Source organism: Streptomyces sp. NPDC007971, from assembly GCF_042958635.1.
GTDB lineage: Bacteria > Actinomycetota > Actinomycetes > Streptomycetales > Streptomycetaceae > Streptomyces.
On record NZ_JBIBJK010000001.1, the window covers coordinates 636,774 to 663,748 of the forward strand.

The window sequence follows — 26,975 nt, forward strand, 5'->3', positions numbered from 1 at the left end:
GCCACGAGCGCCCCGAAGGGACAGCCGGAACTGCCCGCCCGGCCACGGTCGGCCGGCTCGTAGGCGGTCGTCCGGCACGCACGGGGCCGGCCGGCACATGCGCGATCGGGCGGCACCCGTGGGTCCGGCCGGCACATACGCGATCGGGCAGCACTCGTGGGTTCAGCGGGCACGCGTGCGATCGGCCGGCGCGTACGTGATCGGCCGGCGCGTGCGTGATCGGCCGGCGCGTGCGTGATCGGCCGCGGTGCCGTGCCGGCCGGCCGCCCTGGACGTGCGACTACGCATAGGCTGTCCCTGGATTCATCATCCGTATGGACGTACACGCAGGAGAGGCAGCTCATGTACTTCACCGACCGCGGTATCGAGGAGTTGGAGAAGCGGCGCGGCGAGGAAGAGGTCACCTTCGAGTGGCTTGCCGAGCAGCTGCGCACGTTCGTGGATCTCAACCCGGACTTCGAGGTGCCCGTCGAGCGGCTCGCGACCTGGCTCGCCCGGCTCGACGACGAGGACGACGAGTAGCACCGGCCGGCTCCGGGGCGGGCGGCGGTCGCCGGCCGCCCCGCACCGCGCACCCGGGCCGGAACCCGGCCGCATGCGAAGGGCCCGGCCCCGAGTCCGTAGGGACTCGGGGCCGGGCCCTTTCGTTCGCCGTGCCGGAGGCCTTACGCCTCGAACACCTCACGCACCAGCTGCTCCTGCTCGGCCTGGTGGCGCTTGGCGGAGCCCACCGCCGGGGACGAGCCGTGCGGACGCGAAATGCGCCGCAGCCGCTCGCCGGCCGGGATGTCCGCGCCGACCGCCAGGTCCAGGTGGTCGATCAGGTTGAGCGCGATGAACGGCCAGGCACCCTGGTTCGCCGGCTCCTCCTGCGCCCACAGGTACTTCTCGGCGTTCGGGTACTTGTTGACCTCCGCCTGGAGCTCGGCACCCGGCAGCGGGTACAGCCGCTCGATGCGGATGATCGCCGTGTCCGTGACACCGCGCTTGATCCGCTCGGCCTCCAGGTCGTAGTACAGCTTGCCGGCCACGAAGACGACCTTGCGGACCGCGGCCGGGTCCACCGTGGCGTCGCCGATGACGGGGCGGAACTGACCCGACGTGAACTCCTCCGTCTTCGACGCGGCGGCCTTGAGGCGCAGCATCGACTTCGGGGTGAAGACCACCAGCGGCTTGTGGTGCGGGTTGTGCACCTGCCACCGCAGGAGGTGGAAGTAGTTCGACGGGAGGGTCGGCATGGCGACCGTCATGTTGTTCTGGGCGCAGAGCTGCAGGAAGCGCTCGACGCGGGCCGAGGAGTGGTCCGGGCCCTGGCCCTCGTAGCCGTGGGGGAGGAGGAGGGTGACGCCGGACGTCTGGCCCCACTTCTGCTCCGCGGCCGAGATGTACTCGTCGACCACCGTCTGCGCGCCGTTGACGAAGTCGCCGAACTGCGCCTCCCACATGACGAGCGCGTCGGGGCGGGCCAGCGAGTAGCCGTACTCGAAGCCCATGACCGCGTACTCGGACAGGAGGGAGTTGTAGACGTTGTACCGCGCCTGCTCCTCGGCGAGGTACATCAGCGGCGTGAACTCCTCGCCGTTCTCGCGGTCGATGAGGACCGCGTGGCGCTGGCCGAAGGTGCCCCGCTGGGAGTCCTGGCCGGACAGGCGGACCGGGGTGCCCTCCAGGAGGAGGGAGCCGACGGCGAGGGTCTCGCCCATGCCCCAGTCGATCGTCCCGTCCTCGACCATCGTCGCCCGGCGCTGCAGCTGCGGCAGCAGACGCGGGTGGACGTGGAAGGAGTCGGGGATGTTGACCTGGGACTCGGCGATCCGCTTCACGATCTCCGTGGAGATCGCGGTGTTCACGGCGACCGGGAAGTCCGCCTGGGGGTCCGGCACCGGGCCGGAGGCCGGCTGGGACGTGGCCTCGCGGACCTCCGTGAAGACCTTCTCCAGCTGGCCCTGGTAGTCCTGCAGGGCCTGCTCGGCCTCTTCCAGGGTGATGTCGCCGCGACCGATCAGGGACTCGGTGTAGAGCTTGCGCACCGAGCGCTTCTTGTCGATCAGGTCGTACATCAGCGGCTGGGTGAAGGCCGGGTTGTCCGACTCGTTGTGACCGCGGCGGCGGTAGCAGATGAGGTCGATCACCACGTCCTTGTTGAACGCCTGGCGGAACTCGAAGGCGAGCCGCGCGACGCGGACCACGGCCTCCGGGTCGTCGCCGTTCACGTGGAAGATCGGGGCCTCGATCATGCGGGCCACGTCCGTCGCGTACATGGAGGAACGCGAGGACTCGGGGGCCGCGGTGAAGCCGACCTGGTTGTTGATGACGATGTGGACCGTGCCGCCGGTGCGGTAGCCGCGCAGCTGCGACATGTTCAGGGTCTCGGCCACCACGCCCTGGCCCGCGAAGGCCGCGTCGCCGTGCAGCGCGACCGGCAGGACCGTGAAGTCCGTGCCGCCCTTGTTGATGATGTCCTGCTTGGCGCGGGCGATGCCCTCGATGACCGGGTCGACCGTCTCCAGGTGGGACGGGTTGGCGGCCAGCGAGACCGTGATCTGCTCGCCGTCCAGGCCGGTGAAGGTGCCCTGGGCGCCCAGGTGGTACTTCACGTCGCCGGAGCCGTGCATCGACTTCGGGTCGAGGTTGCCCTCGAACTCGCGGAAGATCTGCGCGTACGACTTGCCGACGATGTTCGCCAGGACGTTCAGGCGGCCGCGGTGGGCCATGCCGATGACGACCTCGTCCAGGCGCGACTCGGCGGCGGAGTCGATGACCGCGTCCAGCAGCGGGATGACGGACTCGCCGCCCTCCAGCGAGAAGCGCTTCTGGCCGACGTACTTCGTCTGCAGGAAGGTCTCGAAGGCCTCGGCCGCGTTCAGCCGGCGCAGGATGCGCAGCTGCTCCTCGCGCTCGGGCTTGGTGTGCGGGCGCTCGACGCGGTCCTGGATCCACTTGCGCTGCTTCGGGTCCTGGATGTGCATGAACTCGATGCCGATGGTGCGGCAGTACGAGTCGCGCAGCACACCGAGGATGTCGCGCAGCTTCATCAGGGTCTTGCCGGAGAAGCCGCCGACGGCGAACTCGCGCTCCAGGTCCCACAGGGTGAGGCCGTGCTCGGTGATGTCCAGGTCGGGGTGCTTGCGCTGGCGGTACTCCAGCGGGTCGGTGTCGGCCATGACGTGGCCGCGGACCCGGTAGGAGTGGATCAGCTCGAAGACGCGGGCGGCCTTGGTGACGTCGTCGTCGTGCGAGGCGTCGATGTCCTTGAGCCAGCGGACCGGCTCGTAGGGGATGCGCAGCGCCTCGAAGATCTCGTCGTAGAAGCCGTTCTCGCCCAGCAGCAGGTTCGAGACCTGGCGCAGGAACTCGCCGGAGGCGGCACCCTGGATCACCCGGTGGTCGTAGGTCGACGTGAGCGTCATGACCTTCGAGATGCCGAGCTTGTTCAGGGTGTCCTGGCTGGTGCCCTGGAACTCCGCCGGGTAGTCCATGGAGCCGACGCCCATGATCACGGACTGGCCGGGCATCAGACGCGGCACGGAGTGGACGGTGCCGAGGCCGCCGGGGTTGGTCAGGGAGACCGTCACACCGGTGAAGTCGTCCATCGTCAGCTTGCCGTCGCGGGCGCGGCGGACGATGTCCTCGTAGGCCTGCCAGAACTCGAAGAAGTTCAGCGTCTCGGCCTTCTTGATGGCGGCCACGACGAGCTGGCGGTCACCGTTCGGCTTGACCAGGTCGATGGCCAGGCCGAGGTTGACGTGCGCGGGCTTGACGAGGGTCGGCTTGCCGTCCTTCTCGCCGAACGACCAGTTCATGGCCGGCATGGCCTTGATGGCCTGCACCATCGCGAAGCCGATCAGGTGCGTGAAGGAGATCTTCCCGCCCCGGGCGCGCTTCAGGTGGTTGTTGATGACGATCCGGTTGTCGAACAGCAGCTTCACCGGGACCGCGCGGACCGAGGTGGCGGTCGGCAGCTCCAGGGAGGCGTTCATGTTCTTCGCCACGGCGGCGGCCGGGCCGCGCAGCGTGATCAGCTCGGGACCCTCCGTGGCCGTGGTGGCCGGCGCGGCCTTCGCCTGCGGCTGAGCGGGCGCCTGTGCGGGCGTCGCCGGCTTGGCCGGGGCAGGGGCGGCGGCCTTCGCGGGCGCCGGGGTCTGGACCGGAGCCGCTGCGGCGGGCTTCGGGGCCGGGGCGGCCGGAGCTGCCGGAGCCGCGGGCTGGGCCTGCGGGGCCGGGGTGGCGGTCTCTGCGGCCCCCGCGGCCGCAGCCGGAGCACCCGGCTTGTAGTCGGCGAAGAAGTCCCACCAGGCGCGGTCTACCGAATTCGGGTCCTGGAGGTACTGCTGATAGATCTCGTCGACGAGCCACTCGTTGGGACCGAACGCAGCAGCGGGGTTCTTCCCGGCTTGGTCATCGGTCGTGGAGGCACCCCCCGCCCGGAGGGTGGGGGAGCTCGAGTTACTGGGGGACTGTGGCGACACGGCGGCAACCGCCCTCTTCCGCTTCACAAGGTGATGGACAGCGGAAATAAAGGCTACGCCCCCCAGAGCGTGAAGGTCAGGTCAGGCCCGTTCATCGTCGCGTAAGTCACATCAGAAATCTTGTTTCAGGGCTTGATATGGCGGGAAACAAGCGTGGTTCCGCATCTGGGCGAGGGTATGTGGGATCACCGAGCGGGGCCCGGCGCGACGGCGACCCGGGCCAGTCCCTGATCACACGTGTCCGGCTGCGCCGACGCTCGTGGATCTTGTGGCTCCGATTCGGACTTTACGTCAACTTGGGACGGAAGTCAGTCCCGGGAGAGTGACGATGATCCGACAGCCCCGGTCGGATTCGGCCACACCGATTCGGCCGCCGTGCAGATCCACCGCCCAGCGGGCGATCGCCAGGCCGAGCCCCGTGCCGCCGTCGCTGCCCGGTCCGTGCGGCCGGGTCACCGCGCCCCGGTTGAACCGCTCGAACACCCGGTGCCACTCCGAGCGGGGGATGCCGGGGCCCTCGTCCAGGACCTCCAGCTCCAGCGACTCGGGCTGCGGCCCGCGCCGCGCCTTCAGGGTCACGCGCCCGTGCGGCGGGCTGTGCTTGACCGCGTTGTCGACCAGGTTGGCGACGACCTGGTGGATGCGCTCCGGGTCCGCGTGCGCGGTCAGCTCCGGCGGGGAGACGTCCAGGTGCAGATGGACGTCCGTGCGGGTGTGGCTGCCGGAGCCCGAGGTGATGCCCGCGCGCGCGGAGGCGACCATGTTGGCCTCCTTCAGCACGCCCGAGAGGTACGGCCACACCTCGAACCGGCGCATCTTCAGCGGTACGACGCCGTTGTCGAGCCGGGAGAGGTCCAGCAGGGTCTCCACCAGGCGGCCGAGGCGTTCGGTCTGCTTGAGAGCCGTGCGCATGGTCTCCGGGTCGGCCTGGGTGACCCCGTCGACGATGTTCTCCAGCACCGCGCGCAGCCCCGCGATCGGTGTGCGCAGCTCGTGCGAGACGTTCGCCACCAGTTCTTTGCGCTGCCGGTCCTGGGCTTCCAGCTCGTCGGCCATGACGTTGATCGTCTGTGCCAGGTCGCCCAGCTCGTCGCGGCGGTTCTCACGCACGCGGCGGGTGTAGTCGCCCTGCGAGATCGAGCGGGCCACCGCGTTCATCTCGTCCAGCGGAGCGGTGAGTGAATGCGCCACGAACTGCGTTATCAGGAGTGTGGCGATCATCGAGAAGACCGTGATGAAGCGCAGTTCCGTCTTGGTGTGCACCGCGATCATCGACAGACCCGTGGTGATCAGCACCGAGATGACGACCAGCGTGCCCAGTTTGGTCTTGATCGAGAACGGGCGTACGCCGCCCCAGGGTTCCTCTCCGGGCAACCCGGGGCTCCTCCGTGCGGCCTGACGCCCGTCGCTCATGGCGTCGGGGTCTCCAGCGCGTAACCCACGCCGTGCACGGTGCGGATCCGCTCGGCGCCGATCTTCCGGCGCAGCGCCTTGATGTGGCTGTCCACGGTCCGGGTGCCGGAGGCGTCCGCCCAGTCCCAGACCTCGGCCAGCAGCTGCTCGCGGGAGAGCACCGCGCGCGGGCTGTTCGCCAGGCACACCAGCAGGTCGAACTCGGTCGGCGTGAGGTGGACGTCCTCGGACTTCACCCGCACCCGGCGCTGTGCGTGGTCGATCTCCAGCTCGCCCAGGCGCAGGATGCCGGAGCGGGGCGTGGAGGCCGCGACGGCCGCCCGCTCCACGCGCCGCAGCAGGACGTGCACCCGCGCGGCCAGCTCCCGCATCGAGAACGGCTTGGTCATGTAGTCGTCGGCGCCGACGCCGAGCCCGACCAGCATGTCGGTCTCGTCGTCCCGCGCGGTGAGCATCAGCACCGGCACCGGCCGCTGCGCCTGCACCCGCCGGCAGACCTCGAGTCCGTCGAAGCCCGGCAGCATGATGTCGAGGATCAGCAGGTCGGGCTGCCAGGCCTCGGCCGTGTCGACCGCGGCCGGACCGTCGGACGCCGTCTGTACGAGAAATCCCTCGGCGCGGAGCCGGGCCGCGATGGCGTCGACGATCGTGGGATCGTCCTCGACGACCAGCACCCGGCGCTGCGCGCCCGGGGTGGTCGTGGCCGCGCCGGTCTGGGAGGTGTGTGTCTGCTCCATCGCCCGCCCCTGTTGCTTTCCGGAACCAGTGGGGTGATCCCATGACTGCGATTGACGCTTGAATGATCCGCGTCACGGCAGCACATTACGGGGACTCACCGTGCCGTCGCTATCCAGGGCGGACGGCGAGGTGTACGGCGTCCGGAACGCCCCGGGCAACGGGCACCTCTTCGGTACGCACCTGCTGGAACCCGGCATTCCGCATGGTTCCTTCAAATTCCGGAGAGGGCTGCGCCGACCATATCGCCAGAACCCCGCCGGGCCTCAACACCCGGGCGCAGGCGGCGAGTCCGGCCTCCGCATAGAGGCCGCCGTTGTCCTCGGTGACGGTCCAGCCGGGCCCGTTGTCGATATCGAGGCACAATGCATCGAACGTGTCCGATGTCTCATGGACGTACGTCACCAGATCCGCTGCGACGATCACCGTCCGGGGGTCGGCCAGCGCCTGCGCGGACAGTTCCGACAGAGGGCCGTCCCGGTGCCAGGCGATGACGGCGGGCTCCCGCTCCACGACGGTGATCCGCCCCCATCTGCCGTCCGCCGCCGCGTGTGCAAGAGAGAATCCCACGCCCAGCCCCCCGATCAGCACGTCCGGCGCCGGGCGCCCGTCCAGCGCGCCGTACGCGGCATCGACCAGCAGCCGCTCGGAGCGCCCGTCGGACGTGTCCATCAGGAAGCAGCCGTTGGCGATGATCTGCAGCAGTGCGCCGTCCCGGCGCAGCACCACCTCCCCGTAGGGGCCGTTCCGGCGATCCAGGACCACGGGCGAGGCGTACACGGCAGTCATGGATCCATCTTGGTCGAACGGGAGGTGGGTTTCACGGGAATTCGGGGGGAAGGGAGGGAGGATGGCCCTCCGATCGGCCTGCGGCGGGCGTGAACCCGGCTGCTCCGGACGCGTCCGGAGCCTCTGAGGTTGCTGTGAATCCGCTCTCGCGTGGCGTCGGTCATAGACAGCGGGCCCCGTGAACACGAAGGGTGGGGCGCGACGGAAGGAGCGCCTCACCGTGGAACGGATCGTGACCGGCCCCGCGACGGCCGCGTCCCCGCCCCTGGGCACGCCTTTTCCCGCCGGTTCCCTGCCGGACGTCGCCGGGCTGCTCGACGGTGTCCCACGGCAGCGCGAACTGCCGGCCCCGGCCCCCGCCGCGGCCCCGGCCTCCGTGCCCGCGGCAACCCGCCGCCCCTTCCGGCCCTGGCACCTGCTGCCCAACCCCACCAGCACGCCGTTCACGTTCGTCTACGCGGCCGTCCTCGCCGTCACCTCCCTCTTCGCCGCCTACGCGACCCCCTCCGTCATGCAGGTGCTGTACCAGGACTCCAGCACCGACGTCGCCCACCTGGTGCGCACGCCCGTCGCGGTGCTGCTGGCGAGCGCGCTGTGGATCGCGGGCGGGATCGTTTCGCCGTACGCGGTCGCCTTCGTGCTGGTGCTGACCGCGCTGGAGCGGCGGATAGGCGGGGCGCGGGCGGCCTGTGTGTTTCTGGCGGGCCATGTCCTGGCCACGCTTGCCACGGAGGTCCCGGTGGGCCTCGCGGTCCTGTTCGGCCACCTCCCGGACACCTCTTTGCACCGCCTCGACTACGGCATCAGCTTCGGTGTCGCGGCCAGCACCGGCGCCCTGGCCGGCCTGCTCAGCCCCTGGGTCCGCTGGCCCCTGCTCACCCTGTTCGCGGGCATGCTCGTGAGCGACCTGATCGACTTCCTCGACCCGATGACCAACTGGGGCCACCTGATCGCCCTGGGCATCGGCATCGCGGGCTGGCCGCTGGTGCGCGCCTGGCGCCTGTCGCCGGGCGTTCCGGCACTTTCCGGCTGAGCCCGGCCCGGGACGCGGGGCACCGCGCGGCCGGCCGCCACGGGCCCCCTCACCGACCCGCCACCACGGGCCCGCACCAGGGCGCCCGTCCGGAACGCCATCCCCCTGGGCGCCCCTGCCTGCGCAAACACGTCAGTCACCGCCTGATCGCTCACGGCGAACACCAACCCGGGAACATCGGCGCAGCCCCGTGCATTGAGTCGGCATAACTCAAGTTGAATGCCTAAGGGGAGATCATGGCTGCTGAGTCCACGGCGTTCACGCTCGTGCTGCCCGTGCTGCCGCTCGACGACGAGGTCGTGCTGCCCGGGATGGTGGTTCCGCTGGACCTGAGCGACAGCGAGGTCCGTGCCGCGGTGGAGGCCGCACAGGCCGCCGCCCGGTCGGAGCCCGGCAAGCCCAGGGTGCTGCTGGTGCCGCGCATCGACGGAACGTACGCGAAGACGGGCGTCCTCGGCACGGTCGAGCAGGTCGGCCGGCTGGCCGACGGCGACCCCGGCGCCCTGATCCGCGGCCGCGGCCGGGTGCGCATCGGCGCCGGTACGACGGGCCCGGGCGCGGCGCTGTGGGTGGAGGGCGCACGGATCGAGGAGACCGTGCCGGACCCCCTGCCCGGACAGGTCGCCGAACTCGTCAAGGAGTACAAGGCCCTCGCCACCAACTGGCTGAAGAAGCGCGGTGCCTGGCAGGTCGTCGACCGGGTCCAGGCCATCGACGACGTCTCCGCGCTCGCCGACAACTCCGGCTACTCGCCCTTCCTCACCACCGAGCAGAAGGTCGAGCTCCTGGAGACCGCCGACCCGGTGGAGCGCCTCAAGCTGGCCGCCCAGCAGCTGCGCGGCCACCTCGCCGAGCAGGACGTGGCCGAGACCATCGCCAAGGACGTCCAGGAAGGCGTCGACAAGCAGCAGCGCGAGTTCCTGCTGCGCCGCCAGCTGGAGGCCGTCCGCAAGGAACTGCGCGAACTGAACGGCGAGCAGGACGGCGACGAGTCCGACGACTACCGCGCCCGCGTCGAGGCCGCCGACCTGCCGGAGAAGGTCCGCGAGGCCGCCCTCAAGGAGGTCGACAAGCTGGAGCGGGCCTCCGACCAGTCGCCCGAGGGCTCCTGGATCAGGACCTGGCTGGACACGGTCCTGGAGATGCCGTGGAACGAGCGCACCGAGGATGCCTACGACATCCAGGGCGCCAAGGCGATCCTGGACGCCGAGCACGCGGGCCTGGAGGACGTCAAGGAACGCATCACCGAGTACCTGGCCGTGCGCAAGCGGCGCAGCGACCGGGGGCTGGGCGTGATCGGCGGGCGGCGCGGCGGTGCCGTGCTGGCGCTGGTCGGGCCGCCCGGTGTCGGAAAGACCAGCCTGGGCGAGAGCGTCGCGCACGCCATGGGGCGCAAGTTCGTCCGGGTCGCGCTCGGCGGCGTCCGGGACGAGGCCGAGGTCCGCGGCCACCGGCGTACCTACGTCGGCGCGCTGCCCGGACGGATCGTCCGCGCCGTCAAGGAGGCCGGGTCCATGAACCCGGTCGTGCTCCTCGACGAGATCGACAAGGTGGGCTCCGACTTTCGCGGCGACCCCGCCGCGGCGCTGCTGGAGGTCCTCGACCCCGCGCAGAACCACACCTTCCGCGACCACTACCTGGAGGTGGAGCTGGACCTGTCCGACGTGGTCTTCCTCGCCACCGCCAACGTCCTGGAAGCCATCCCGGAGGCGCTGGCCGACCGCATGGAGATCGTCCGGCTGGACGGCTACACCGAGGACGAGAAGGTCGTCATCGCCCGGGACCACCTGCTCCCGCGCCAGCTGGAGCGGGCGGGGCTGGCCGGGGACGAGGTCGTGATCGACGAGAGCGCGCTGCGCAGGCTCGCCGGCGAGTACACCCGCGAGGCGGGCGTGCGCACCCTGGAGCGGTCCATCGCGCGGCTGCTGCGCAAGGTCGCGGCCCAGCACGAACTCGGGGAGCGGGAGCTGCCGTTCACCGTCCGGGACGAGGACCTGCGCGCGCTGATCGGGCGCCCGCACCACGTGCCCGAGTCCGCCCAGGACCCGGCCGAGCGCCGTACGGCCGTGCCGGGCGTGGCGACCGGCCTCGCGGTCACCGGAGCCGGCGGCGACGTGCTCTTCGTCGAGGCGTCCCTCGCCGACCCGGAGACGGGCGCGGCGGGCCTGACCCTGACCGGTCAGCTGGGCGACGTGATGAAGGAGTCCGCGCAGATCGCGCTGAGCTTCCTGCGCAGCCACGGTGCCGAACTGGAGCTGCCGGTGGCCGACCTGAAGGACCGGGGGGTGCACATCCACTTCCCGGCGGGCGCGGTCCCCAAGGACGGCCCGAGCGCGGGCATCACGATGACCACGGCCCTCGCGTCCCTGCTCTCCGGCCGCCTGGTCCGCACCGACGTGGCGATGACCGGCGAGGTCTCGCTGACCGGCCGCGTCCTGCCCATCGGCGGTGTGAAGCAGAAGCTGCTCGCCGCCCACCGCGCCGGGGTGACCACCGTGATCATTCCCAAGCGCAACGAACCCGACCTGGACGACGTCCCGGCCGAGGTGCTGGACAGGCTCGACGTCCACGCCGTGACCGACGTCCGCCAGGTCCTGGAGCTGGCGCTCGCGCCCGCTGTGAACGGCGCGCAGCCGGAGGTTCCGGTGGCGGCGTGACGGACGCCTCCGGACAGGAGGAGGCCCGGGTCCCCTGCGGGAGCCCCGGGCCTTCGCCCTGCTCGTGTGCACGGTGCGCAGACCCTTGGCGGCGCGCCGGCGGCGGGCCCACCGCGTGGCGCGTCCCCGGCGCTCCACGAGTCCCGGGTGGCCGCCGCGATCGAGCACCCGCACATCGTGCCCGTCTTCGAGGCCGGCGAGACCGAGGGCGTCCTGTACATCGCGATGTGCTACGTCCCCGGGCAGGACCTGCGCGCCCTGCTCGACCGGGAGGGGCCGCTCCCGGTGTCCCGGCGGCCGCGGACGAGGTGCTGAAGAAGGCGCTGGCGAAGCAGCCGGACGACCGCTACGCCTCCTGCCTGGAGTTCGGGGCGGCCCTGCGCGCCGCGATGGCCGGGCAGCCCGGGCAGCCCGCACCGCGCGACCGCACGCCGACCCTGGTGGATGCCCCCGCACCACGCGACCGCACGCCGACCCTGGTGGATGCCCCCGCGCCCGGCGCCCTCCCCGCTCCGGAGACCGCCGCCCTGTCCGTCCCCGGGACCGCATCCCGCCCGCTCCTGGGACCGCCACCCCGCCCGTTCCCGGTACCGGCGCTCTCTCCGCTCCGGAGACCGCCGCCCTGTCCGTCCCCGGGACCGGCGCCCGCCCCGCTCCGGAGAGCGGCACTCCGCCCGGCACTCCGTCTTCCCCGGACACCGGTACCCTGCCCGCCGCCGACCCCCCGGTGCCCGACCCGCCCGACTGGGCCGGCCCGGTCCTCGGGGGACCGGCCTAGCCCAGGCCCGGCCCGCGGTCGGGGACAGGGCCCAGGACGCGGTCGTCCGGTGAGCCCCGCAGGGGCGAGCGTCACCTGGAGCAGAGGCGAGCGTCACCTGGAACAGGCCCGTACGGAAGAGACCTGCACAGAGCGGGCCCGCACAGAGCAGGCCCGTAGGAACAGGCCCGTACGGAGCAGGCAGGTACGGGACAGGCAGGTACGGGACAGGCCTATACAACTGAAGGTGTCCTCGTGGGTCAGCCCACGGGCAGTGACTGCTCGGCCCACACGGTCTTGCCGACCCTGTCGTGCCGGGTGCCCCAGCGCTCGGCGAGCTGCGCGACGAGCAGCAGGCCCCGGCCCCCCTCGTCGAAGATCCGGGCCCGCCGCATGTGCGGGGTGGTGCCGCTGGAGTCGTAGACCTCGCAGATCAGGGTGGAGTTCTGGTGGATGAGGCGTAGCCGGATGGGCGGCCGGCCGTAGCGGATGGCGTTGGTGACCAGCTCGCTGACCATCAGCTCGGTGGCGAACGCGGCCTCCTCCAGTCCCCACGAGGACAGCTGGTCGCCCGTGTGCTTGCGGGCCCGGGCCACCACGGTGGGCTCGCTGTCCAGCTCCCACACGGCGACCCGGTCGGCGTGCAGCGCCCGGGTGCGGGCGACCAGCAGGGCGATGTCGTCGTCGGGGCGGTGGCTCAGCAGCTCGGTGAGCACCCGGTCGCAGACCGAGTCCAGTGTCGGCGCGGGGCGGCCGAGCGCGGCGAACAGCTTGTCCAGGGCCTCGTCGATGTCGTGGTCGCGGGCTTCGAGCAGTCCGTCGGTGTAGAGGGCGAGCAGGGAGCCCTCGGGCAGTTCGGTCTCGAAGGCCTCGAAGGGCAGTCCGCCGAGCCCCAGGGGCGGCCCCGCGGGCACGTCGAGAAAGCGGACTGCGCCGTCCGGGGCGACCACGGCGGGCGGTGGATGACCGGCCCGGGCGAGCGTGCACCGCCGCGAGACCGGGTCGTAGACGGCGTAGAGACACGTGGTGCCGATGCCGCCGGCGGTGTCGGCGGACGGGTCCGTGCTGCCCTCGTCCGCCGCCAGCCGCAGGACGAGGTCGTCGAGGTGGGTGAGCAGCTCGTCGGCGGGCAGGTCGACATCGGCCAGCGTGCGCACCGCCGTACGCAGCCGGCCCATGGTGGCGGAGGCGCGGATGCCGTGGCCGACGACGTCGCCGACGACGAGGGCGACCCGCGCGCCGGACAGCGGGATCACGTCGAACCAGTCGCCGCCGATGCCGGCGCGGGTGGCGGCGGGCACGTAGCGGGTGGCGATCTCCAGCGCGTCCTGGTCGGGCAGGACGTGCGGGAGCAGGCTGCGCTGCAGGGCCATGGTGGTGGTGCGGGCGCGGGAGTACCGGCGGGCGCTGTGCAGGCCGGCGGCCGCCGTGGCCGTGAGGTCCTCCGCGGTCCGGAGGTCTTCCGGACCGAACGGTTCCGGGCGCCGGTGGCGGCCGAACAGCGCGACCCCGAGCGTGCTGCCCTCGGCGAGGATCGGCACCACCATCAGCGAGTGCGTGCCGCAGGCGTGCAGCCAGGCGGCGGCCGGGTCCACGGCCACCCATCCCGCGACCACGGGATCCGTCATGTCGTAGAGGACGGACTGGCCCGAGAGCAGGCAGTCCGCGGGCGGGGAACCCGGCTCGTAGGCGGTCGCGTCGCCCACCCGGGCCGTGGCGGGGGCGCCGTCGCCGGCCGCTGCCCCCAGCGCCGCGCGGCGCAGGACGACCGGGCTCACCGCGCCCTCGTAGGCGTCGGGCGGGCCTGCCGCGGCCCGCGGGGAGTCGAGCAGGTCCACGGCGACGAAGTCGGCGAGGCGGGGGACCGCGGCGTCGGCCAGCTCCTGCGCGGCCCGCCCGAGGCCGGAGTCCGGGCCGGCGCGCGAGTCGGCCTCGTCCTCGGGGCCCTGGCCGGCGGGTGACTCCTGGACGCGCCGCTGCGCGGCGAGGCAGACGGCGCGCACGGTGCCGGTGCCGTCCTTGAGCGGGGTCAGGACGGTCGGCGGGCCGAGGTCCGGGCCGAGGCCGGCCCCGGCCTCCCGCGGTTCGCCGGTCTCCAGCACCTGGCGCATTCTCCGGTCGGCCTCGTCGCTCGCGGGGCCGGGCGCGATGTGCGGCAGGCGCAGGCCGCGCATCGCCGCCTCGGGCAGGGAGAGCGCGCGTTCGAGACGGCGGTTGGCGCGGGTCAGACGCAGTTCGCTGTCGAAGACGGCGAGCGGGAAGGGGGACTGGAGGAACGCCCATTCCTCCAGCGGCTCGCCCCGGGGCGGCTGCGGCCGGTCCGCGACGGCGGTCACCACGAACCAGTCGCCCGTACCGGTCTCCGGTGTCCGGCGGTGGGCGAGCAGCCCCAGTTCGAGGCGCCGGCCGTCCCGGTGCCGCACCGGCACCGTGCCGTTCCACCGGTCCCGCCCGGCCAGCATCCGCCGGGCAGCGCCGACATCGGCGGCGAGCAGGGCGGCGGCGGACCGTCCGACGACCTGCGGGGCCTCGTAGCCGAGCAGCCGCTGGGCGCCTTCGCTCCAGTCGGTCAGGATGCCCTGCTCGTCGATGGTGGCCGTGGCCGTGTACGTCGAGTGTCGCTCCATCGCCATCTCGCCCTTGCTCGGCAGGCTCTCCCTGACCAGCATGATCCTGAGCGGCGCGGAGCACCAACGCAGGCATCCGCACCGCGAAGGCGACCGCCCGCCGGGGACGACGGCCGCACCTGCACGGCGGGGGACGACGGCCGCACCTGCACGGCGGGGGTCGGCGTCCGCACCTGCACGGCGGGGGTCGGCGTCCGCACCTGCACGGCGCGAGTCGGCCCCCGCACCTGCACGGCGGGGTCTGCCACCGCACACGTACTGCGGGCTCGGCCCCCGCACCTGCACGGTGGGGTCCGACCGGGGCCCGCGCCCGGTCGGGTGCCCCGTTGCCGTGCCGGCGCGGGGCAGCTCCGGCCCCCCGGCCGGGTGGGTGTTGCGCTGTCGCGCTAGCCGTTGGCCAGGGCCTGGACCCGGTCCAGCGCCCCGTTGAACTTGTCGTGGTCCCCGACGGTCGGGCCGGAGGACGTGTACTGCCACATCGTGTAGTACGGCCAGCCCGCCGGCAGGGTCCCGGGGTCGGAGGCGTAGCGGGCGATCCACAGCGGGCTGGCGGCGGCGAAACCGCCGTAGTTGCCGGTGCACTGGGTCCACCAGCTGGCCGCCGTGTAGATGACGGCGTCCCGGCCGGTGCGCGCCTTGTAGGTGTTCAGGAAGTCGGCGATCCAGCCGACCATCGCGCCGGCCGACTTGCCGTAGCAGGCGGCGCCGTACGGGTTCCACTCGATGTCGAGCGCGCCGGGCAGCGTCCTGCCGTCCCGGGACCAGCCGCCGCCGTGGTCGACGAAGTAGTTGGCCTGGGTCGCGCCGCTCGTGGTGTCCGGGGTCGCGAAGTGGTAGGCGCCGCGGATCATGCCGACGTTGTAGGAGCCGTTGTACTGCTGGGCGAAGTACGGGTTCGTGTAGTACGTGCCCTCCGTGGTCTTGGTGTAGGCCCAGCGGACGCCGCTGCTCCACAGGGTGCTCCAGGCGACGTTGCCCTGGTAGCCGGCGACGTCGACGCCCTCGGTCTGGGTGGCGTCACCGGTGCTGGGGGTACCGCTTCGGCCGTCGTGGGCGAGGACGCCCATGCCCATGTGGGCCGAGCCGCGGGCGGGGGTGGTCGCGGCGTGGGCGGTGGTGAGGGGGAGGGACAGGGAGAGCGCCGCGAGCAGGGCCGTGACGAGGACGGCGAAGGGGCGTGGGCGGATGGAGCCGGGTCTGTGCACGGGCATGGCGTGCCTCCGGGAGTGGGGTGGGGGGAACCGTGGGGCGACCGCAGACGTACTGGACGTGCGCATGCCATTAATTGCCTGATAAAGAAGCTACGCACGTAGATGTCGGCGTGGGAAGGGGGTCCGGAGTCCGTCGTTGGTCTACGCCTGCGAAATACTTACGGAGCTGCGGCAATGGCGTCGTTTGACGGAAACTTTCAGGACGGCGAAACCGATCAGGGGTGCTGACGTGCACGAGGACGAGAACGGCGGCGGACATCCCGCCGCCGGCCAGGTGACACCGAGTGGTGCGGACCAGGAATTCCTGGCGCTGGAGCGCGAGTTGAGCGTGCTGCTCAGGCGCGCCCGCGCCAGCCAGGGCGAGATGGCCCGCGAGGTCCACCCCGACCTGGAGTCCGCGGCGTACGGCCTGCTCATCCGGCTCGACGAACTCGGCGGCCAGCGCGCCACCGAACTCGCCGCCTACATCGGCGTCGGCAAGGCCACGATGTCCCGCCAGCTGCGCGCCCTGGAGGAACTGGGCCTGATCGCCCGCACGCCCGACCCGGCGGACGGCCGCGCCTGGCTCGTCACCCTCACCGAGGAGGGCCGCCGCCGCGTGGGCACGGTCCGCGAGGCCCGTCGCGCCCGCTATGTCCGCCAGCTCGCCCACTGGGACCGCCGCGAGGTGTCCGAACTGGCCCGGCTGCTGAACCAGTTGAACCGCGTCATGGAGAAGTAGGCAGCAGCCGGGGGAGCAGGCCGTGCCTCCCGGCCGCCTCACAGCTCCACGTACACCACCGTCGCGTCGTCGTGCGTCTTGCTGCGCCCCAGGAACGCCCGCTCCTCGCCGTCCGCCGCCTCCAGCTCACGGACCCGGTCCACCAGGCGCCGGGCGCCCTCCTCGGCGACCAGGCCGAACAGGGCGGTCCAGTCGCCCTCGTGGAACTTCTCCGTCCAGCGGGCCGCCCCGTCCGTCAGCGCGGCCAGCGCCCGCACCTCGTGGCGGGCCACGGTGCCGGTCACCGCGCGGGCGGCGACCGCGGGATCAGCGGCGGCCGTGAAGAACCCGCCCTCCTTGTTGCGCAGCCGGGCGTCGATCAGGGCGTCCGTGGCCAGGGCGGAGCGGGGCAGTCGGGCGAGGCGGTCGTCCAGGACCGCTCCGACCGCGCCGTCGGGGGACCGCAGCAGCAGCACGGAGTCGGACAGGACCAGGTACTCCAGGGTGTCGGCCGACCAGCGGGTCAGGACGACGGTCGCCTGAGGGGTTCGCGGGTGAGAAAGGTCACAGGTTCGAGCATGTGCCTCGGCGGTCTGGCCGATCGCCCGCGAAAGAATCTCCGAGAGTGTCAGATCTCGGCCGGAAACGGTCAGTTCGGTCAGCGCGCCGCCGAGCCGCGCCGTGAACCACGGGACGGAATGCAGACACCCCGTCCCGTCCCGCGGAGGCGTCACCCCGTCCAGCAAGATCACGCAACCTCCCTGACCGGAGGCGGGTAGTCCGACACCGGCGAAGTCCTCGTTGGGGCGGGCCGTGTCGCCGGGTTCCGAAACGAGATCAGTGCGCATCCGGCCAGTCTGCACGACCCCTTCACAGGCTCCGCCAAAGGCTGGCAACCGCCGCCGAACAGGCACGCTCCCCCAGGTCAGGTGCCTGGTTTGGGGGTAAATGGGGCCCTCTGGAAAGGCGTGGTGGCGAATACTGCCAAAGCCTGCCGCCCGCGTCCAACCGGCCCGCCGTACAGGAGCACTGCACGGGCCAGAGGAACTTGCCCGCCAACTCCCCTCCGATGTTCACTCCTTCGGGTGGCGGGTCAGGTGATGCGCGACCACTGCCCACCGGCGCTGGGAGGGTCGGGAACCGTACGAACGCGGGTGTACGCACCACTTGGCACCAAGACCACGGGGCGCCACCCGGGCCCTTGGGTAGACGAGTTCAGGATTGCGAGCACCGGTGCAGAAGAAGCGGCCTCGGCGCACAGGCAGGCAGACGGCCCCCGAGGGGGCCGCCGAGCAGACCCCCGTGGGCACCGGCCGTCCCACTCATGTGCGCACTCGGCTGATCGTCGCCGTGGCCGTGGTGGCCGCAGCCATCGCCGGTGCGGGCGCCCCCGCGCTGCTCACCGCCTCCCAGGACCTCAGTGACTCGCAGGACCTGGTGACGCTGGCCGCCCGCACCCAGGACGCGCTCGCGCTCGCCCACTCGCTGGCCGACGAACGCGACGAGGTCACCTCCTACGTCGCCGCGGGCCGGCCCAGGTCCAAGGCCCCCTCCGAGCAGCGCAGCACCCGGGTCGACCGCCAGGTGGAGGACCTGCGCGCCGACAGCGACACCCCGGCCGGGCTGCGCTCCGAACTGGCCGCCATCGCGGGCCTGCGCCGCGCCGCCCTCACCGGCAGGTCGACCGCGCTCCAGACCCACCAGGCCTACTCCGCCACGATCGCCGAGCTCCACCGGCTCGCCGACGACCTGGCCGAGCAGCTGCCCCCGCGGGCCGGCTCCGGCGCCTACGCGCTCGCCGAACTGGACTCCGCCGTCCAGCAGTCCGCCGCCGCCCGCGGCCTGCTGCTGGCCGCGCTCAACATCCCGGCCACCACCCGGACGGTGATCAACCCCCTCACCGGCCTGGCCACCACGACCACCACCCCCACCGAGGCCGACCGCAAGCAGCGCGACGCGCTCACCGCCGCCGCCCAGCAGGCCCGCCTGCGTGCCGACGCGGCCCTCGCCGACTTCCGCGAGACCGCGCCCAAGGCGGCCGTCGACTCCTACGACTCCACGGTCACCGGACCCGAGGTCAACTCCGCCGAGAAGTACCTCGCGGCCCTCACCGACCAGCCCTCGTTCTCCGACAGCGAGACGACCACCAGCACCAAGAAGCTGGACGCGGCCCTGTCCGCCCGCGTGGACCTCATGCGGGGTGCCGAGTCGGCCCTCTACGACCACCGCACCAAGGATCTCGCGGGGCTCCGGGACGACGACGTCACCGCCCTGGAGATCCGGGTCGCCGTCCTCGGCGTCCTGATGCTGGTCGCCGTCGGCATCGCCACCGCCATGGCCCGCAGCCTCACCCGTCCGCTGTCGGTCCTGCGCCGCGGCTCGGCCCGCCTGGCCGGGGCCGAGGACCCGGCGGCCCAGGAGCCGATCGCCTTCACCGGCCGCAACGACGAGTTCGCCCAGGTCGTCCGCTCGGTCAACGCCCTGCACACGCACGCCGTCGCCCTGCACGAACGCGTGACGACCCTGGAGACCGACCGCAAGCACCTGGTCGGGCAGCGGCAGAAGATGGCCGACGCGCGCGAGGAACTGCGCGCGGAACTGACCGAGTCGGCCGCCCAGCTGGAGCGGCTGCGCACCAGCATCGGCGGTACGTTCGTCAACCTCGCCCTGCGCACCCTGGGCCTGGTCGAGCGCCAGCTGGCCGTCATCGAGGGGCTGGAGGAGCGCGAGCAGGACCCCGAGCGCCTCGCCACCCTCTTCAAGCTCGACCACTTCGCCACGGTCATGCGCCGCCACAGCGAGAACCTCCTGGTCCTCGCCGGCACGGAGCACGTCCAGCCGCACCACGGCCCGGTCCCGCTGGTCGACGTGGTCCGCGCGGCGGTCAGCGAGATCGAGCGCTACGAGCGCGTCCGCATCGCCGCCCTGCCCCCGCACGCCCACGTCGCGGGCTTCGCGGCCGACGACCTCTCCCATCTCCTCGCCGAACTCATGGAGAACGCCACCTCGTTCTCCCCGCCGGACCTGCCCGTGGAGGTCTCCGGCTGGCTGCTGGAGAGCGGTGAGGTGATGCTGTCGGTCCAGGACGAGGGCATAGGCATGGAGGCGGACCGCCTCGAGAGCCTCAACTCCCGCCTGACCGAGTTCGACCCCGAGTCGCCCTACGACCAGGAGGGCGAGGCCGGTCTCGGCCTCGGCCTGTACGTCGTGGCCCGGCTCGCCCACCGGCACGGCGTCCGTGTCCAGCTGCGCGAGCAGAAGCAGGGCGGGGTGGCAGCGGTCGTCGTCCTGCCGCAGACCCTGCTCACCGAGGCCCCGTCCGCCGCGACGCCGCCGCCCGCCCCCCTTTCCGACACCACCGGCACCGTCTCCCTGCCCGGTGCCGACGCCGAGGCCAACTCGAACGTCCTGCGCTCCCGCCCCAAGCACCCGGACCCGCTGGTGGCCCTGGCGGAGAGGACGCTGAACGAGGCGGAACAGGGCGGCCCGGAAGCCGGCGCGGCCGAGCCGCAGCAGCCCGCCTCCGTCCCACCACGGACCGAGCCGGACACGACAGCCCCGAAGCCCGCCGACGGCGGCTCGCACGCCGCGGCGGACGACGCCGGCCCGGAGCCCGGAACCGCCGTGCCGGACGCGGGGACCACCGGGCCGCACGCCGGGACCACCGGCCCGGAGCCCGGGAGCGTCCTGCCGGACGCCGGGGCCCGCGCCGCCGAGGCGGATCCCTTCGGCCGTGAGACGCACGTGCGGGCCGAGGCCGTCGAGCCCGGCTTCGGCCAGTCGCCGGCCCGGCCGAAGGAGCCGGTGGAGACCTTCGCCGAGACGACGATGGAGCTGTTGCTCCCGGAGATCGCGGCGGGCCCCGCGGCCGCCGACGGCGGGGACACCCCGCTGGGACAGCCCGCACCCGGCGGCGAGAGCCGGGCAAGGGGTACGGGTGGGGACGAGGAGGCCGAGGGCGAAGCCGAGGCGGTCACCAGCAAGGGCCTTCCCAAGCGCACGCCCAGGATCACCGCACCCGCGGCACCGCCCCGCCAGCGCAGCACCGGCGTGGACGCAGAGGCCCTCCGACGCAGACTCGGCGGCTTCCGCCACGGAGCACAGGCCGGCTACCGAGACGTAGAGGCAGAGATCGCAGCACGTACCGAACCAGCCACGGGGGGAACAGCCGAGGAGGCAAGCAGTTGACCGCGCCCAGTACCTACGGCCTGAGCAGTGAAGCCCGCAATCTGCACTGGCTGCTGACCAACCTGGTCGAGGAAGTACCCGGCATCCAGTCCGTCGCGGTCGTCTCCTCCGACGGCCTGCTTCTGCTCTCCTCCGACCCCGCGCGGACGGCGGAGTCCAGGCAGAAGCGCCCGGCGAAGGGCCCCCGGGGTTCCTCCGCCGACCTCGCCACCATCGTCTCCGGCATCGGCAGCCTCACCGTCGGCGCCGCCCGGCTGATGCAGTTCGGCGGGGTCAAGCACACGATGATCGCGATGGACGAGGGCAGCCTCTTCGTGATGTCGATCAGCGACGGCTCGCTGCTCGGCGTGCACGGTTCCGCGGAGTGCGACATGAGCGTGGTGGCCTACCACATGGCTCTCTTCGTCGGCCGTGCCGGCCATGTCCTGACCCCGGAACTCCGCAGCGAGCTGCGGAAATCCATGGAGGCCGAGCCGACCGGGAGCACCCGATGAGCGGCCCGGCCAGCAAGCACCGGCTCCCGGTGCGCGGCGGCGACCGAAAGCCGGCCCGTGTCCGCCCCTACTCGCTCACCGGCGGCCGTACCCGCTTCGGGCACGTCCTCCTCGTGGAGACGTTCGTGGGAAGCACGGCCGTCACCGCCGCCCTCGACGCCCCGGCGGAGCGCAAGGAACTGACGAGCGGCTCGCTCACCACCCGGATCATGCCGGAGATGCGGGCCATCGTCGAACTGTGCCGCCGTATGCGCACGGTGGCCGAGATAGCCGCGCTGCTGAGAATGCCGCTCGGCGTGGTCCGCGTCCTGCTGAGCGATCTCGCGGACCAGGGAAAGATCCGTGTGTACGGCACCGGAACCGGTCACGGCACCGGACGCCCGGACCGCGCTCTGCTGGAAAGGGTGCTGAGTGGACTCCGCCGTCTCTGACTCCGCCGTCTCCGACGCCACCGGTGTCACCCCCCTCGTCGCCGGTTTCGCCGAGCCCGACGAGGATCTGAAGGCCTGGCAGCAGGACCGCAGCCGGGCTCCCGTCGCCACGAAGATCGTGGTCGCGGGCGGCTTCGGCGTCGGCAAGACCACTTTGGTCACCACCGTCTCGGAGATCACGCCGCTGCAGACCGAGGCTCTGATGACCGAGGCGAGCGAGGGCACCGACGACCTCTCCGCCACGCCGGGCAAGCTGACCACCACGGTGGCCATGGACTACGGCCGCCTCACGCTCGACGACGACCTGGTGCTCTACCTCTTCGGCACGCCGGGCCAGCAGCGGTTCTGGTTCATGTGGGACGACCTGGTGCGCGGTGCGATCGGCGCCGTCGTGCTCGCCGACACCCGCCGGCTGAAGGACTGCTTCCCCGCACTGGACTACTTCGAGAGCTGCGGGCTGCCGTACGTCGTCGCGGTCAACCACTTCGACGACAGCGAGCTGTTCGAGCCGGAGGACGTGCGCGAGGCACTGACGATCCCCGCGCGCATCCCTGTCATGATCATGGACGCGCGGCGCCGGATCTCGGTGATCGAGACCCTCCTGGCCCTGGTGGGCCACGCGCTGGACGAAACCCCCGAGTAGTCCCCAGCCCCCGTAGGAGAACCACCCGCATGCGGAAGATACTCGTCGTCGGAGCCGGCCAGTCCGGACTCCAGCTCGCCCTCGGCCTGCAGTCGCACGGCTACGAGGTCACCCTGATGTCGAACCGGACCGCGGACGAGATCCGCGCCGGCCGGGTCATGTCGACGCAGTGCATGTTCGACACGGCCCTGCAGCACGAGCGCGATCTCCAGCTGAACTTCTGGGAGTCCCAGGCCCCGAAGATCGAAGGACTCGGCGTCTCGGTCGCGGCCCCCGGCTCGCACGACCCCGGTCCGACCCAGCGGGCGATCGACTGGGTGGGCCGGCTCGACGGGTACGCGCAGTCGGTCGACCAGCGGGTGAAGATGGCCGGCTGGATGGAGACCTTCGCCCAGCGCGGCGGCCAGCTGGTCATCCACGGCGCGGCGGTCGGCGACCTCGACTACTTCTCGCGCACCTACGACCTCGTCCTGGTCTCGGCCGGCAAGGGCGAGCTGGTGTCGATGTTCGCCCGCGACCCGGAGCACTCCCCCTACAGCGAGCCGCAGCGCGCCCTCGCGGTCTCGTACGTCCACGGGCTCGGCCCACGCCCCGAGCACCCGGAGTTCGACGCGGTCCGCTGCAACGTGGTCCCCGGCGTCGGCGAGCTGTTCATCATGCCGACGCTCACCACCTCCGGCCGCGCCGACATCCTGTTCTGGGAGGGCATACCCGGCGGCCCGCTCGACGTCTTCAACGGCGTCAAGGACCCCTCGGAGCACCTCTCCCTGACCCTGGAACTCATGGAGAAGTTCACTCCGTGGGAGTATGCGCGGGCCACGAAGGTCGAACTGACCGACGCCGGAGGCACGCTGGCGGGCCGCTACGCCCCGACCGTGCGCAACCCCATCGGCCGGCTGCCCTCCGGCGGACTGGTCCTCGGCGTGGCCGACGTCGTCGTGGCCAACGACCCGATCACCGGGCAGGGCTCCAACTCCGCCTCCAAGTGCGCGGCGGCCTACCTCGCCTCGATCCTGGAGCGGGACGACAAGCCGTTCGACGAGGAGTGGATGCAGGGGACGTTCGACCGGTACTGGGCGACCGCGTCCCATGTCACCAAGTGGACCAACGCGATGCTGGCGCCGCCGCCGGAGCACGTCCTGAACCTCCTCGGCGCGGCCGGTCAGCTGCAGCCGGTGGCTGATCGTTTCGCCAATGCGTTCAACGACCCGGCCGACTTCGAGAACTTCTTCTACGAGCCGGAGAAGACAGCCGCCTACCTGGCCTCGGTCGCCGGGGCGTGACGAGCCTCTGACCGGCCATTCGACCGCCGCTGCCTGACGTTGCCGGTTGATGCCGGTCGCCCTCGCCGGTTCACCTTACGGAGCCGCCGCTCACTTCTCGTGGGCGGCGGCTCCGTGCGTACGGGGCAGCGGTGTGGAATCTGCTCGGCTGCCGGTCGGTGGCGATGACCGGCGGTTTCCGCAGGAGCGCCGGCCTGGACGCGGCAAGGTGTGCGGCATGTGCTGCATACGTGCAGCGCTGTCGGCGGTGTTCCGGCGTTCGAGTTTCACCCGGTCGGGTCGCTCCCGCTCGCGAGGGGATGCGAGGCGATGTGGTCACACCGCTGACATATGCCGTGCAAGCGTGCCTGCGTCATATCGGGGTGTTTTCACCGCCGTGCTGGTACGGCGCCGTGGCCGACGGGAAACCGTCAACTCCAGAGGGATGGGTCATGAAAGGAGAGATCACGGTGGTGACGGCGGTCTTCATCGGCGCACGGTAGTGCCGGGCATACCCCATGCGCTGGTGTGCGACCTCGGGGACCAGTGGTGCAGCCGTTGGCGCTGAGGACTTGGTCATGGTCGTCCAGCACAGGCGATCGGTCGCGCGCAAACCGAGCTCTCATCACATTGACTCAGGTGACCGACTCTCGCGCAAGGCAGATCGCTACCAGTCCAGCGGAGGAAGCATGACCACGACCGAGAAAAGCCCGATCGTTGATCAAGTCGTCGCAGCGCCGACCTATCTGGCGGACATTCGCTTCTTCTTCCGGCCCGAAGACGTGGAACACATGGCCGCCAAGGGAATCGAACTCGGCACCTATGACGGGGTGAGGAACAACGCACTCTCGATTCACGCACAGACCGCTCCGCCAAACGCGCAGATGCCCCCGGATGCGGAGGGGAAATGGAGTGCCGAACGCTCGCAGACGTTCCGGAACTGGATCGTCAACGGATTCCCGCTCGGTACGGCCATGCCGGTCGAGCCCCTGGCGAACGGGAAGCCCCCGACCCGGCTGCGCAAGAACGTAACGACGCTGAGCGATGCCGAGTTCGACCTGCTGGCGGCAGCGTTCACCGGCCTGATGGAACGCGACCCGGGGGCTGCGGACAGCTACTTCGCCCTGGCCGGGCAGCACGGCCTCCCGAAGCGTTGGTGCCTGCACCACGAAGACCGCTACAACCCCTGGCACCGCCAGTACCTGCGTGTGTTCGAGGACGCGCTGCGCTCTGTCCCAGGCTGCGAGGAGGTGACGATTCCCTACTGGGACATCGCGACCGAGCTGCCGGACCGGCTGCAGCATCCGCCGTTCGACAAGTACGTTCTGCCGGCCGATCCCGGCGGCACCGCGACGCCGCAGCCCGTGACCGGATTCTTCCCGTACACGACCCAACGCTTCTCGGTCGCTGAGATCGCGCAGAACGTCACGGACTTCGGGGTCCTGGACGACATCGCCACGTCGTTGACCCAGTCGCTGTGGGGCTCGTTCAATGTGAGCGGTTACCAGGACTTCTCGATCCAGGCCCACGACGGCGGCCACGGATCGATCGGACCGACGATGGGCAACCAGAATGTCGCGTCCTTCGACCCGGTGTTCTGGTTCTTCCACTGCAACCTCGACCGCCTCTGGCTGAGCTGGCAGACACACGTCGGCGCGACCACACTGACCGGATTCCGATCCACACTGGGGCAGAACACCGACTGGCTCAAGACGCCGTTCAACGCACTGCCACCGTTCAGCGCGACCGCCGACCAGACGATCGAATCCGAAGTCGCCTACGATCGACTGGAACTCATCAGCCCCGCGGAGGGCATGTTGGAGAATCTGGCCGGAAGCATCGACGCCGCCCACACCTTCACGTTCCGGAGCGACAACCCGGTCTCGGTGCGGGTGAAGGGGATCGACCGGCTGAGAATCCCGGGGTCGTTCATCGTGAGTCTGCTCGCCGACGGTGAGCCGGTCGCGAAGCGCTTCTTCTTCCAACCGGACGATCCACGGAGCTGTGCGACTTGTGTGCAGCACGGCATCGTCAACATCGACTTCCGGCTGACACAAGGGCAGATTCTCGACCGGACACTGTCCGTCCGTATCGACCTGCCCGGGCACTCCGAGGAGATCGGTACGGCCTTCCCGCTCGCGCAGGCGGGTAATCCCACCCTCAACGCGCGGCTGCTGGTGCAGGAAGTGTAGCCATCGGGACGCCGCCCGAGCAGACGCCGCCGGTGGGCTCCGGGGGACGACCTCATAGAGCGAAGCGGAGTTCGCTGCGCGTGCTGTGACAGGCGGGGAAGGACCCGGGCGATCGCGCCGGGGTCCTTCCCCGGCCAGGATCATCCTCACCGTGGGCCCGGGAGACGTGCGCCGGCACCTCGGATTCCACCGTGCGGCCTTCGGCGCGCATCTGTGCGATGGCCGGCCCGCCGTGCAGAGGGTGCAGGAGGTGCAGGGGTGGAGGCGTGTCTCAAGCCGAGGGCGGGGTTTCGTGGGTGCCGTCCGGGCGTACGGCGCCCAGGACCGGAAAGGACGCCAGCGGGGAGAGCTTCACCTTCTCGCCGGTTCTCGGTGCCTGTACGACGGTGCCGGCCCCCACGTACATCGCCACATGGGTCGCCTCGGGGAAGTAGATGACCAGGTCGCCGGGGCGGAGTTCGGTCAGGGGGACTCTCCTCAGGCGGGCCCACTGCTCCTGGCTGGTGCGGGGGATCGGGGTGCCCGCGTGGTCCCAGGCCCGGGAGGTCAGGCCCGAGCAGTCGTAGGACCTGGGGCCCTGCGCGCCCCACTGGTACGGCTTGCCGATCTGGTCCATGGCGTACTGGACCGCGCGGTTCCCCGCGGTGGACGGGGGCCGGCCGTCGTCGAGGGTGCCCGAGTCGGTGAGCTTTTGCTGGGCGTCGGCGACGCCCTGCTGCTCCAGCCTGGCCACCGCGCTCAGCTGGCCCGGGGTGAGCGAGGCGAGGAGCCGCTCGACGTCGGCGACCCGGGCCCGCACGGCGTCGCGCTCCTTCTTCTGCCGGCCGGCGAGGGCGAGCTGGGTGTCCAGGGCCTTGCGGGCGGCCCTGGCCAGCGCGTCCTTCCTCCTCTCGGAACCGGTCAGCCGGGCCACCGTCTCGGCGCGTTCGCGGGCCAGCTGCCCGATGACATGCCCCTCGTCCAGCGCGTGCTGCGGGTCGCGGGCGAGCAGCAGGCGGACGTAGGGGGAGAGGTCGGAGCTGTTCTGGTACTGCTGCCGGGCCAGGCGCCCGGCCTCGGTCCGGCTGCCCTGCAGGGCCAGCCGGGCGCGGGCCAGTTCGCCGTCGAGGCGGGTCACCTCGGCCTGCTGCCGCCTGAGTCTCTCCGCGGTGGCGTTGTAGGTCTCGGTGGCCTGCTCGGCCTGCCGGTACTGCTTCTGAAGATCCGTCAGCAGCTGGGAGACGGACCGCTGCGGGTCGGGCGCGGCCGTCGCGGGTACGGGTGCGAGGACGGCCTGGGCCGCCACCGTGGCCATACACGCCAGACGCAGAAGCGCTCCTGACACGTCATCACCTCCGATGCTCAGCGGACGGACGGTCCGTCCACTGCCGCATC

18 protein-coding genes and 1 pseudogene are annotated in these 26,975 nt (G+C 71.6%); 11 read left to right on the forward strand and 8 right to left on the reverse strand.

What is annotated here, in order from left to right:
* The first annotated feature begins 342 nt into the window (after positions 1-342).
* The gene (locus ACFZCP_RS02915) at positions 343-522 is read left to right on the forward strand and encodes a DUF6104 family protein (RefSeq protein WP_003992906.1); all 180 of its coding nucleotides are present in this window, start codon (positions 343-345) and stop codon (positions 520-522) included.
* A 143-nt stretch (positions 523-665) separates the two neighbouring features.
* Here the strand turns inward: ACFZCP_RS02915 and ACFZCP_RS02920 are convergent, their stop codons facing one another.
* The 4 genes from ACFZCP_RS02920 to ACFZCP_RS02935 form a co-directional block, all read right to left on the reverse strand.
* The gene (locus tag ACFZCP_RS02920; RefSeq protein WP_391423434.1) at positions 666-4,469 is read right to left on the reverse strand and encodes a multifunctional oxoglutarate decarboxylase/oxoglutarate dehydrogenase thiamine pyrophosphate-binding subunit/dihydrolipoyllysine-residue succinyltransferase subunit; all 3,804 of its coding nucleotides are present in this window, start codon (positions 4,467-4,469) and stop codon (positions 666-668) included.
* Positions 4,470-4,760: 291 nt separating this feature from the next.
* Positions 4,761-5,882, reverse strand: a complete 1,122-nt coding sequence (locus ACFZCP_RS02925) for an ATP-binding protein (protein ID WP_391423436.1) — start codon at positions 5,880-5,882, stop codon at positions 4,761-4,763.
* The gene (locus ACFZCP_RS02930) at positions 5,879-6,619 is read right to left on the reverse strand and encodes a response regulator (protein WP_391423438.1); all 741 of its coding nucleotides are present in this window, start codon (positions 6,617-6,619) and stop codon (positions 5,879-5,881) included. Before ACFZCP_RS02930 ends, ACFZCP_RS02925 begins: the two co-directional genes overlap by 4 nt.
* 109 nt (positions 6,620-6,728) lie before the next feature.
* A complete protein-coding gene (locus tag ACFZCP_RS02935; protein WP_391423439.1) occupies positions 6,729-7,406 on the reverse strand; it encodes a spermidine synthase in 678 nt (225 codons plus the stop codon).
* A 220-nt stretch (positions 7,407-7,626) separates the two neighbouring features.
* On the opposite strand from ACFZCP_RS02935, the gene ACFZCP_RS02940 reads away from it, so the two are divergent.
* The 3 genes and pseudogenes from ACFZCP_RS02940 to ACFZCP_RS02950 all read left to right on the forward strand — a co-directional run.
* Positions 7,627-8,439: a rhomboid-like protein gene (locus ACFZCP_RS02940; protein ID WP_391423441.1), complete on the forward strand. Its 813-nt coding sequence runs from the start codon at positions 7,627-7,629 to the stop codon at positions 8,437-8,439.
* Between the two features lie 236 nt (positions 8,440-8,675).
* Positions 8,676-11,096 carry an endopeptidase La gene (gene lon / locus ACFZCP_RS02945; protein ID WP_391423443.1) on the forward strand — a complete coding sequence of 807 codons (2,421 nt, stop codon included), beginning with the start codon at positions 8,676-8,678 and terminating at the stop codon, positions 11,094-11,096.
* 135 nt (positions 11,097-11,231) lie between these two features.
* Positions 11,232-11,399, forward strand: a pseudogene (locus ACFZCP_RS02950) (serine/threonine protein kinase); the annotation flags it as partial.
* Between the two features lie 714 nt (positions 11,400-12,113).
* Here ACFZCP_RS02950 and ACFZCP_RS02955 read toward each other — a convergent pair.
* Together ACFZCP_RS02955 and ACFZCP_RS02960 are read right to left on the reverse strand one after the other, a co-directional pair.
* A complete protein-coding gene (locus ACFZCP_RS02955; RefSeq protein ID WP_391423445.1) occupies positions 12,114-14,522 on the reverse strand; it encodes a SpoIIE family protein phosphatase in 2,409 nt (802 codons plus the stop codon).
* Between the two features lie 344 nt (positions 14,523-14,866).
* On the reverse strand, positions 14,867-15,691 hold the full coding sequence (locus tag ACFZCP_RS02960) for a GH25 family lysozyme (RefSeq protein WP_391423447.1): 825 nt from the start codon (positions 15,689-15,691) through the stop codon (positions 14,867-14,869).
* Between the two features lie 229 nt (positions 15,692-15,920).
* On the opposite strand from ACFZCP_RS02960, the gene ACFZCP_RS02965 reads away from it, so the two are divergent.
* Entirely contained in the window at positions 15,921-16,412 is a 492-nt protein-coding gene (locus ACFZCP_RS02965; protein ID WP_362692130.1) for a MarR family transcriptional regulator, read from the forward strand.
* 38 nt (positions 16,413-16,450) lie between these two features.
* Here the strand turns inward: ACFZCP_RS02965 and ACFZCP_RS02970 are convergent, their stop codons facing one another.
* Entirely contained in the window at positions 16,451-17,239 is a 789-nt protein-coding gene (locus ACFZCP_RS02970; RefSeq protein WP_391423449.1) for a hypothetical protein, read from the reverse strand.
* Between the two features lie 385 nt (positions 17,240-17,624).
* Between ACFZCP_RS02970 and ACFZCP_RS02975 the strand changes: the two genes are divergently transcribed.
* From ACFZCP_RS02975 to ACFZCP_RS03000, 6 genes are all read left to right on the forward strand, one after another.
* Entirely contained in the window at positions 17,625-20,579 is a 2,955-nt protein-coding gene (locus ACFZCP_RS02975) for a nitrate- and nitrite sensing domain-containing protein (RefSeq protein ID WP_391423451.1), read from the forward strand.
* A complete protein-coding gene (locus ACFZCP_RS02980; protein ID WP_362692139.1) occupies positions 20,576-21,073 on the forward strand; it encodes a roadblock/LC7 domain-containing protein in 498 nt (165 codons plus the stop codon). Before ACFZCP_RS02975 ends, ACFZCP_RS02980 begins: the two co-directional genes overlap by 4 nt.
* On the forward strand, positions 21,070-21,504 hold the full coding sequence (locus ACFZCP_RS02985; protein WP_391423454.1) for a DUF742 domain-containing protein: 435 nt from the start codon (positions 21,070-21,072) through the stop codon (positions 21,502-21,504). Before ACFZCP_RS02980 ends, ACFZCP_RS02985 begins: the two co-directional genes overlap by 4 nt.
* The gene (locus ACFZCP_RS02990) at positions 21,485-22,147 is read left to right on the forward strand and encodes an ATP/GTP-binding protein (protein WP_391423456.1); all 663 of its coding nucleotides are present in this window, start codon (positions 21,485-21,487) and stop codon (positions 22,145-22,147) included. Before ACFZCP_RS02985 ends, ACFZCP_RS02990 begins: the two co-directional genes overlap by 20 nt.
* Before the next feature lie 29 nt (positions 22,148-22,176).
* Positions 22,177-23,430, forward strand: coding sequence for a styrene monooxygenase/indole monooxygenase family protein (locus ACFZCP_RS02995; protein WP_391423458.1), 1,254 nt, complete (start codon positions 22,177-22,179; stop codon positions 23,428-23,430).
* 668 nt (positions 23,431-24,098) lie between these two features.
* On the forward strand, positions 24,099-25,601 hold the full coding sequence (locus ACFZCP_RS03000) for a tyrosinase family protein (RefSeq protein WP_391423459.1): 1,503 nt from the start codon (positions 24,099-24,101) through the stop codon (positions 25,599-25,601).
* Between the two features lie 271 nt (positions 25,602-25,872).
* Here ACFZCP_RS03000 and ACFZCP_RS03005 read toward each other — a convergent pair whose 3' ends face one another.
* Positions 25,873-26,925 (reverse strand): NlpC/P60 family protein, encoded by a 1,053-nt coding sequence (locus ACFZCP_RS03005; protein ID WP_391423460.1) that lies wholly within the window; start codon positions 26,923-26,925, stop codon positions 25,873-25,875.
* Positions 26,926-26,975 lie beyond the last annotated feature (50 nt).

Bases quoted from the DNA above. Each gene is read 5' to 3' on its own strand.
- ACFZCP_RS02925 (WP_391423436.1), bottom strand. From the start codon at position 5,882: ATGAGCGACGGGCGTCAGGCCGCACGGAGGAGCCCCGGGTTGCCCGGA.
- ACFZCP_RS02995 (WP_391423458.1), top strand. From the start codon at position 22,177: ATGCGGAAGATACTCGTCGTCGGAGCCGGCCAGTCCGGACTCCAGCTC.
- lon (WP_391423443.1), top strand. From the start codon at position 8,676: ATGGCTGCTGAGTCCACGGCGTTCACGCTCGTGCTGCCCGTGCTGCCG.
- ACFZCP_RS02970 (WP_391423449.1), bottom strand. From the start codon at position 17,239: ATGCGCACTGATCTCGTTTCGGAACCCGGCGACACGGCCCGCCCCAAC.
- ACFZCP_RS02930 (WP_391423438.1), bottom strand. From the start codon at position 6,619: ATGGAGCAGACACACACCTCCCAGACCGGCGCGGCCACGACCACCCCG.
- ACFZCP_RS03000 (WP_391423459.1), top strand. From the start codon at position 24,099: ATGACCACGACCGAGAAAAGCCCGATCGTTGATCAAGTCGTCGCAGCG.
- ACFZCP_RS02960 (WP_391423447.1), bottom strand. From the start codon at position 15,691: ATGCCCGTGCACAGACCCGGCTCCATCCGCCCACGCCCCTTCGCCGTC.
- ACFZCP_RS02915 (WP_003992906.1), top strand. From the start codon at position 343: ATGTACTTCACCGACCGCGGTATCGAGGAGTTGGAGAAGCGGCGCGGC.
- ACFZCP_RS02955 (WP_391423445.1), bottom strand. From the start codon at position 14,522: ATGCTGGTCAGGGAGAGCCTGCCGAGCAAGGGCGAGATGGCGATGGAG.
- ACFZCP_RS02985 (WP_391423454.1), top strand. From the start codon at position 21,070: ATGAGCGGCCCGGCCAGCAAGCACCGGCTCCCGGTGCGCGGCGGCGAC.
- ACFZCP_RS02935 (WP_391423439.1), bottom strand. From the start codon at position 7,406: ATGACTGCCGTGTACGCCTCGCCCGTGGTCCTGGATCGCCGGAACGGC.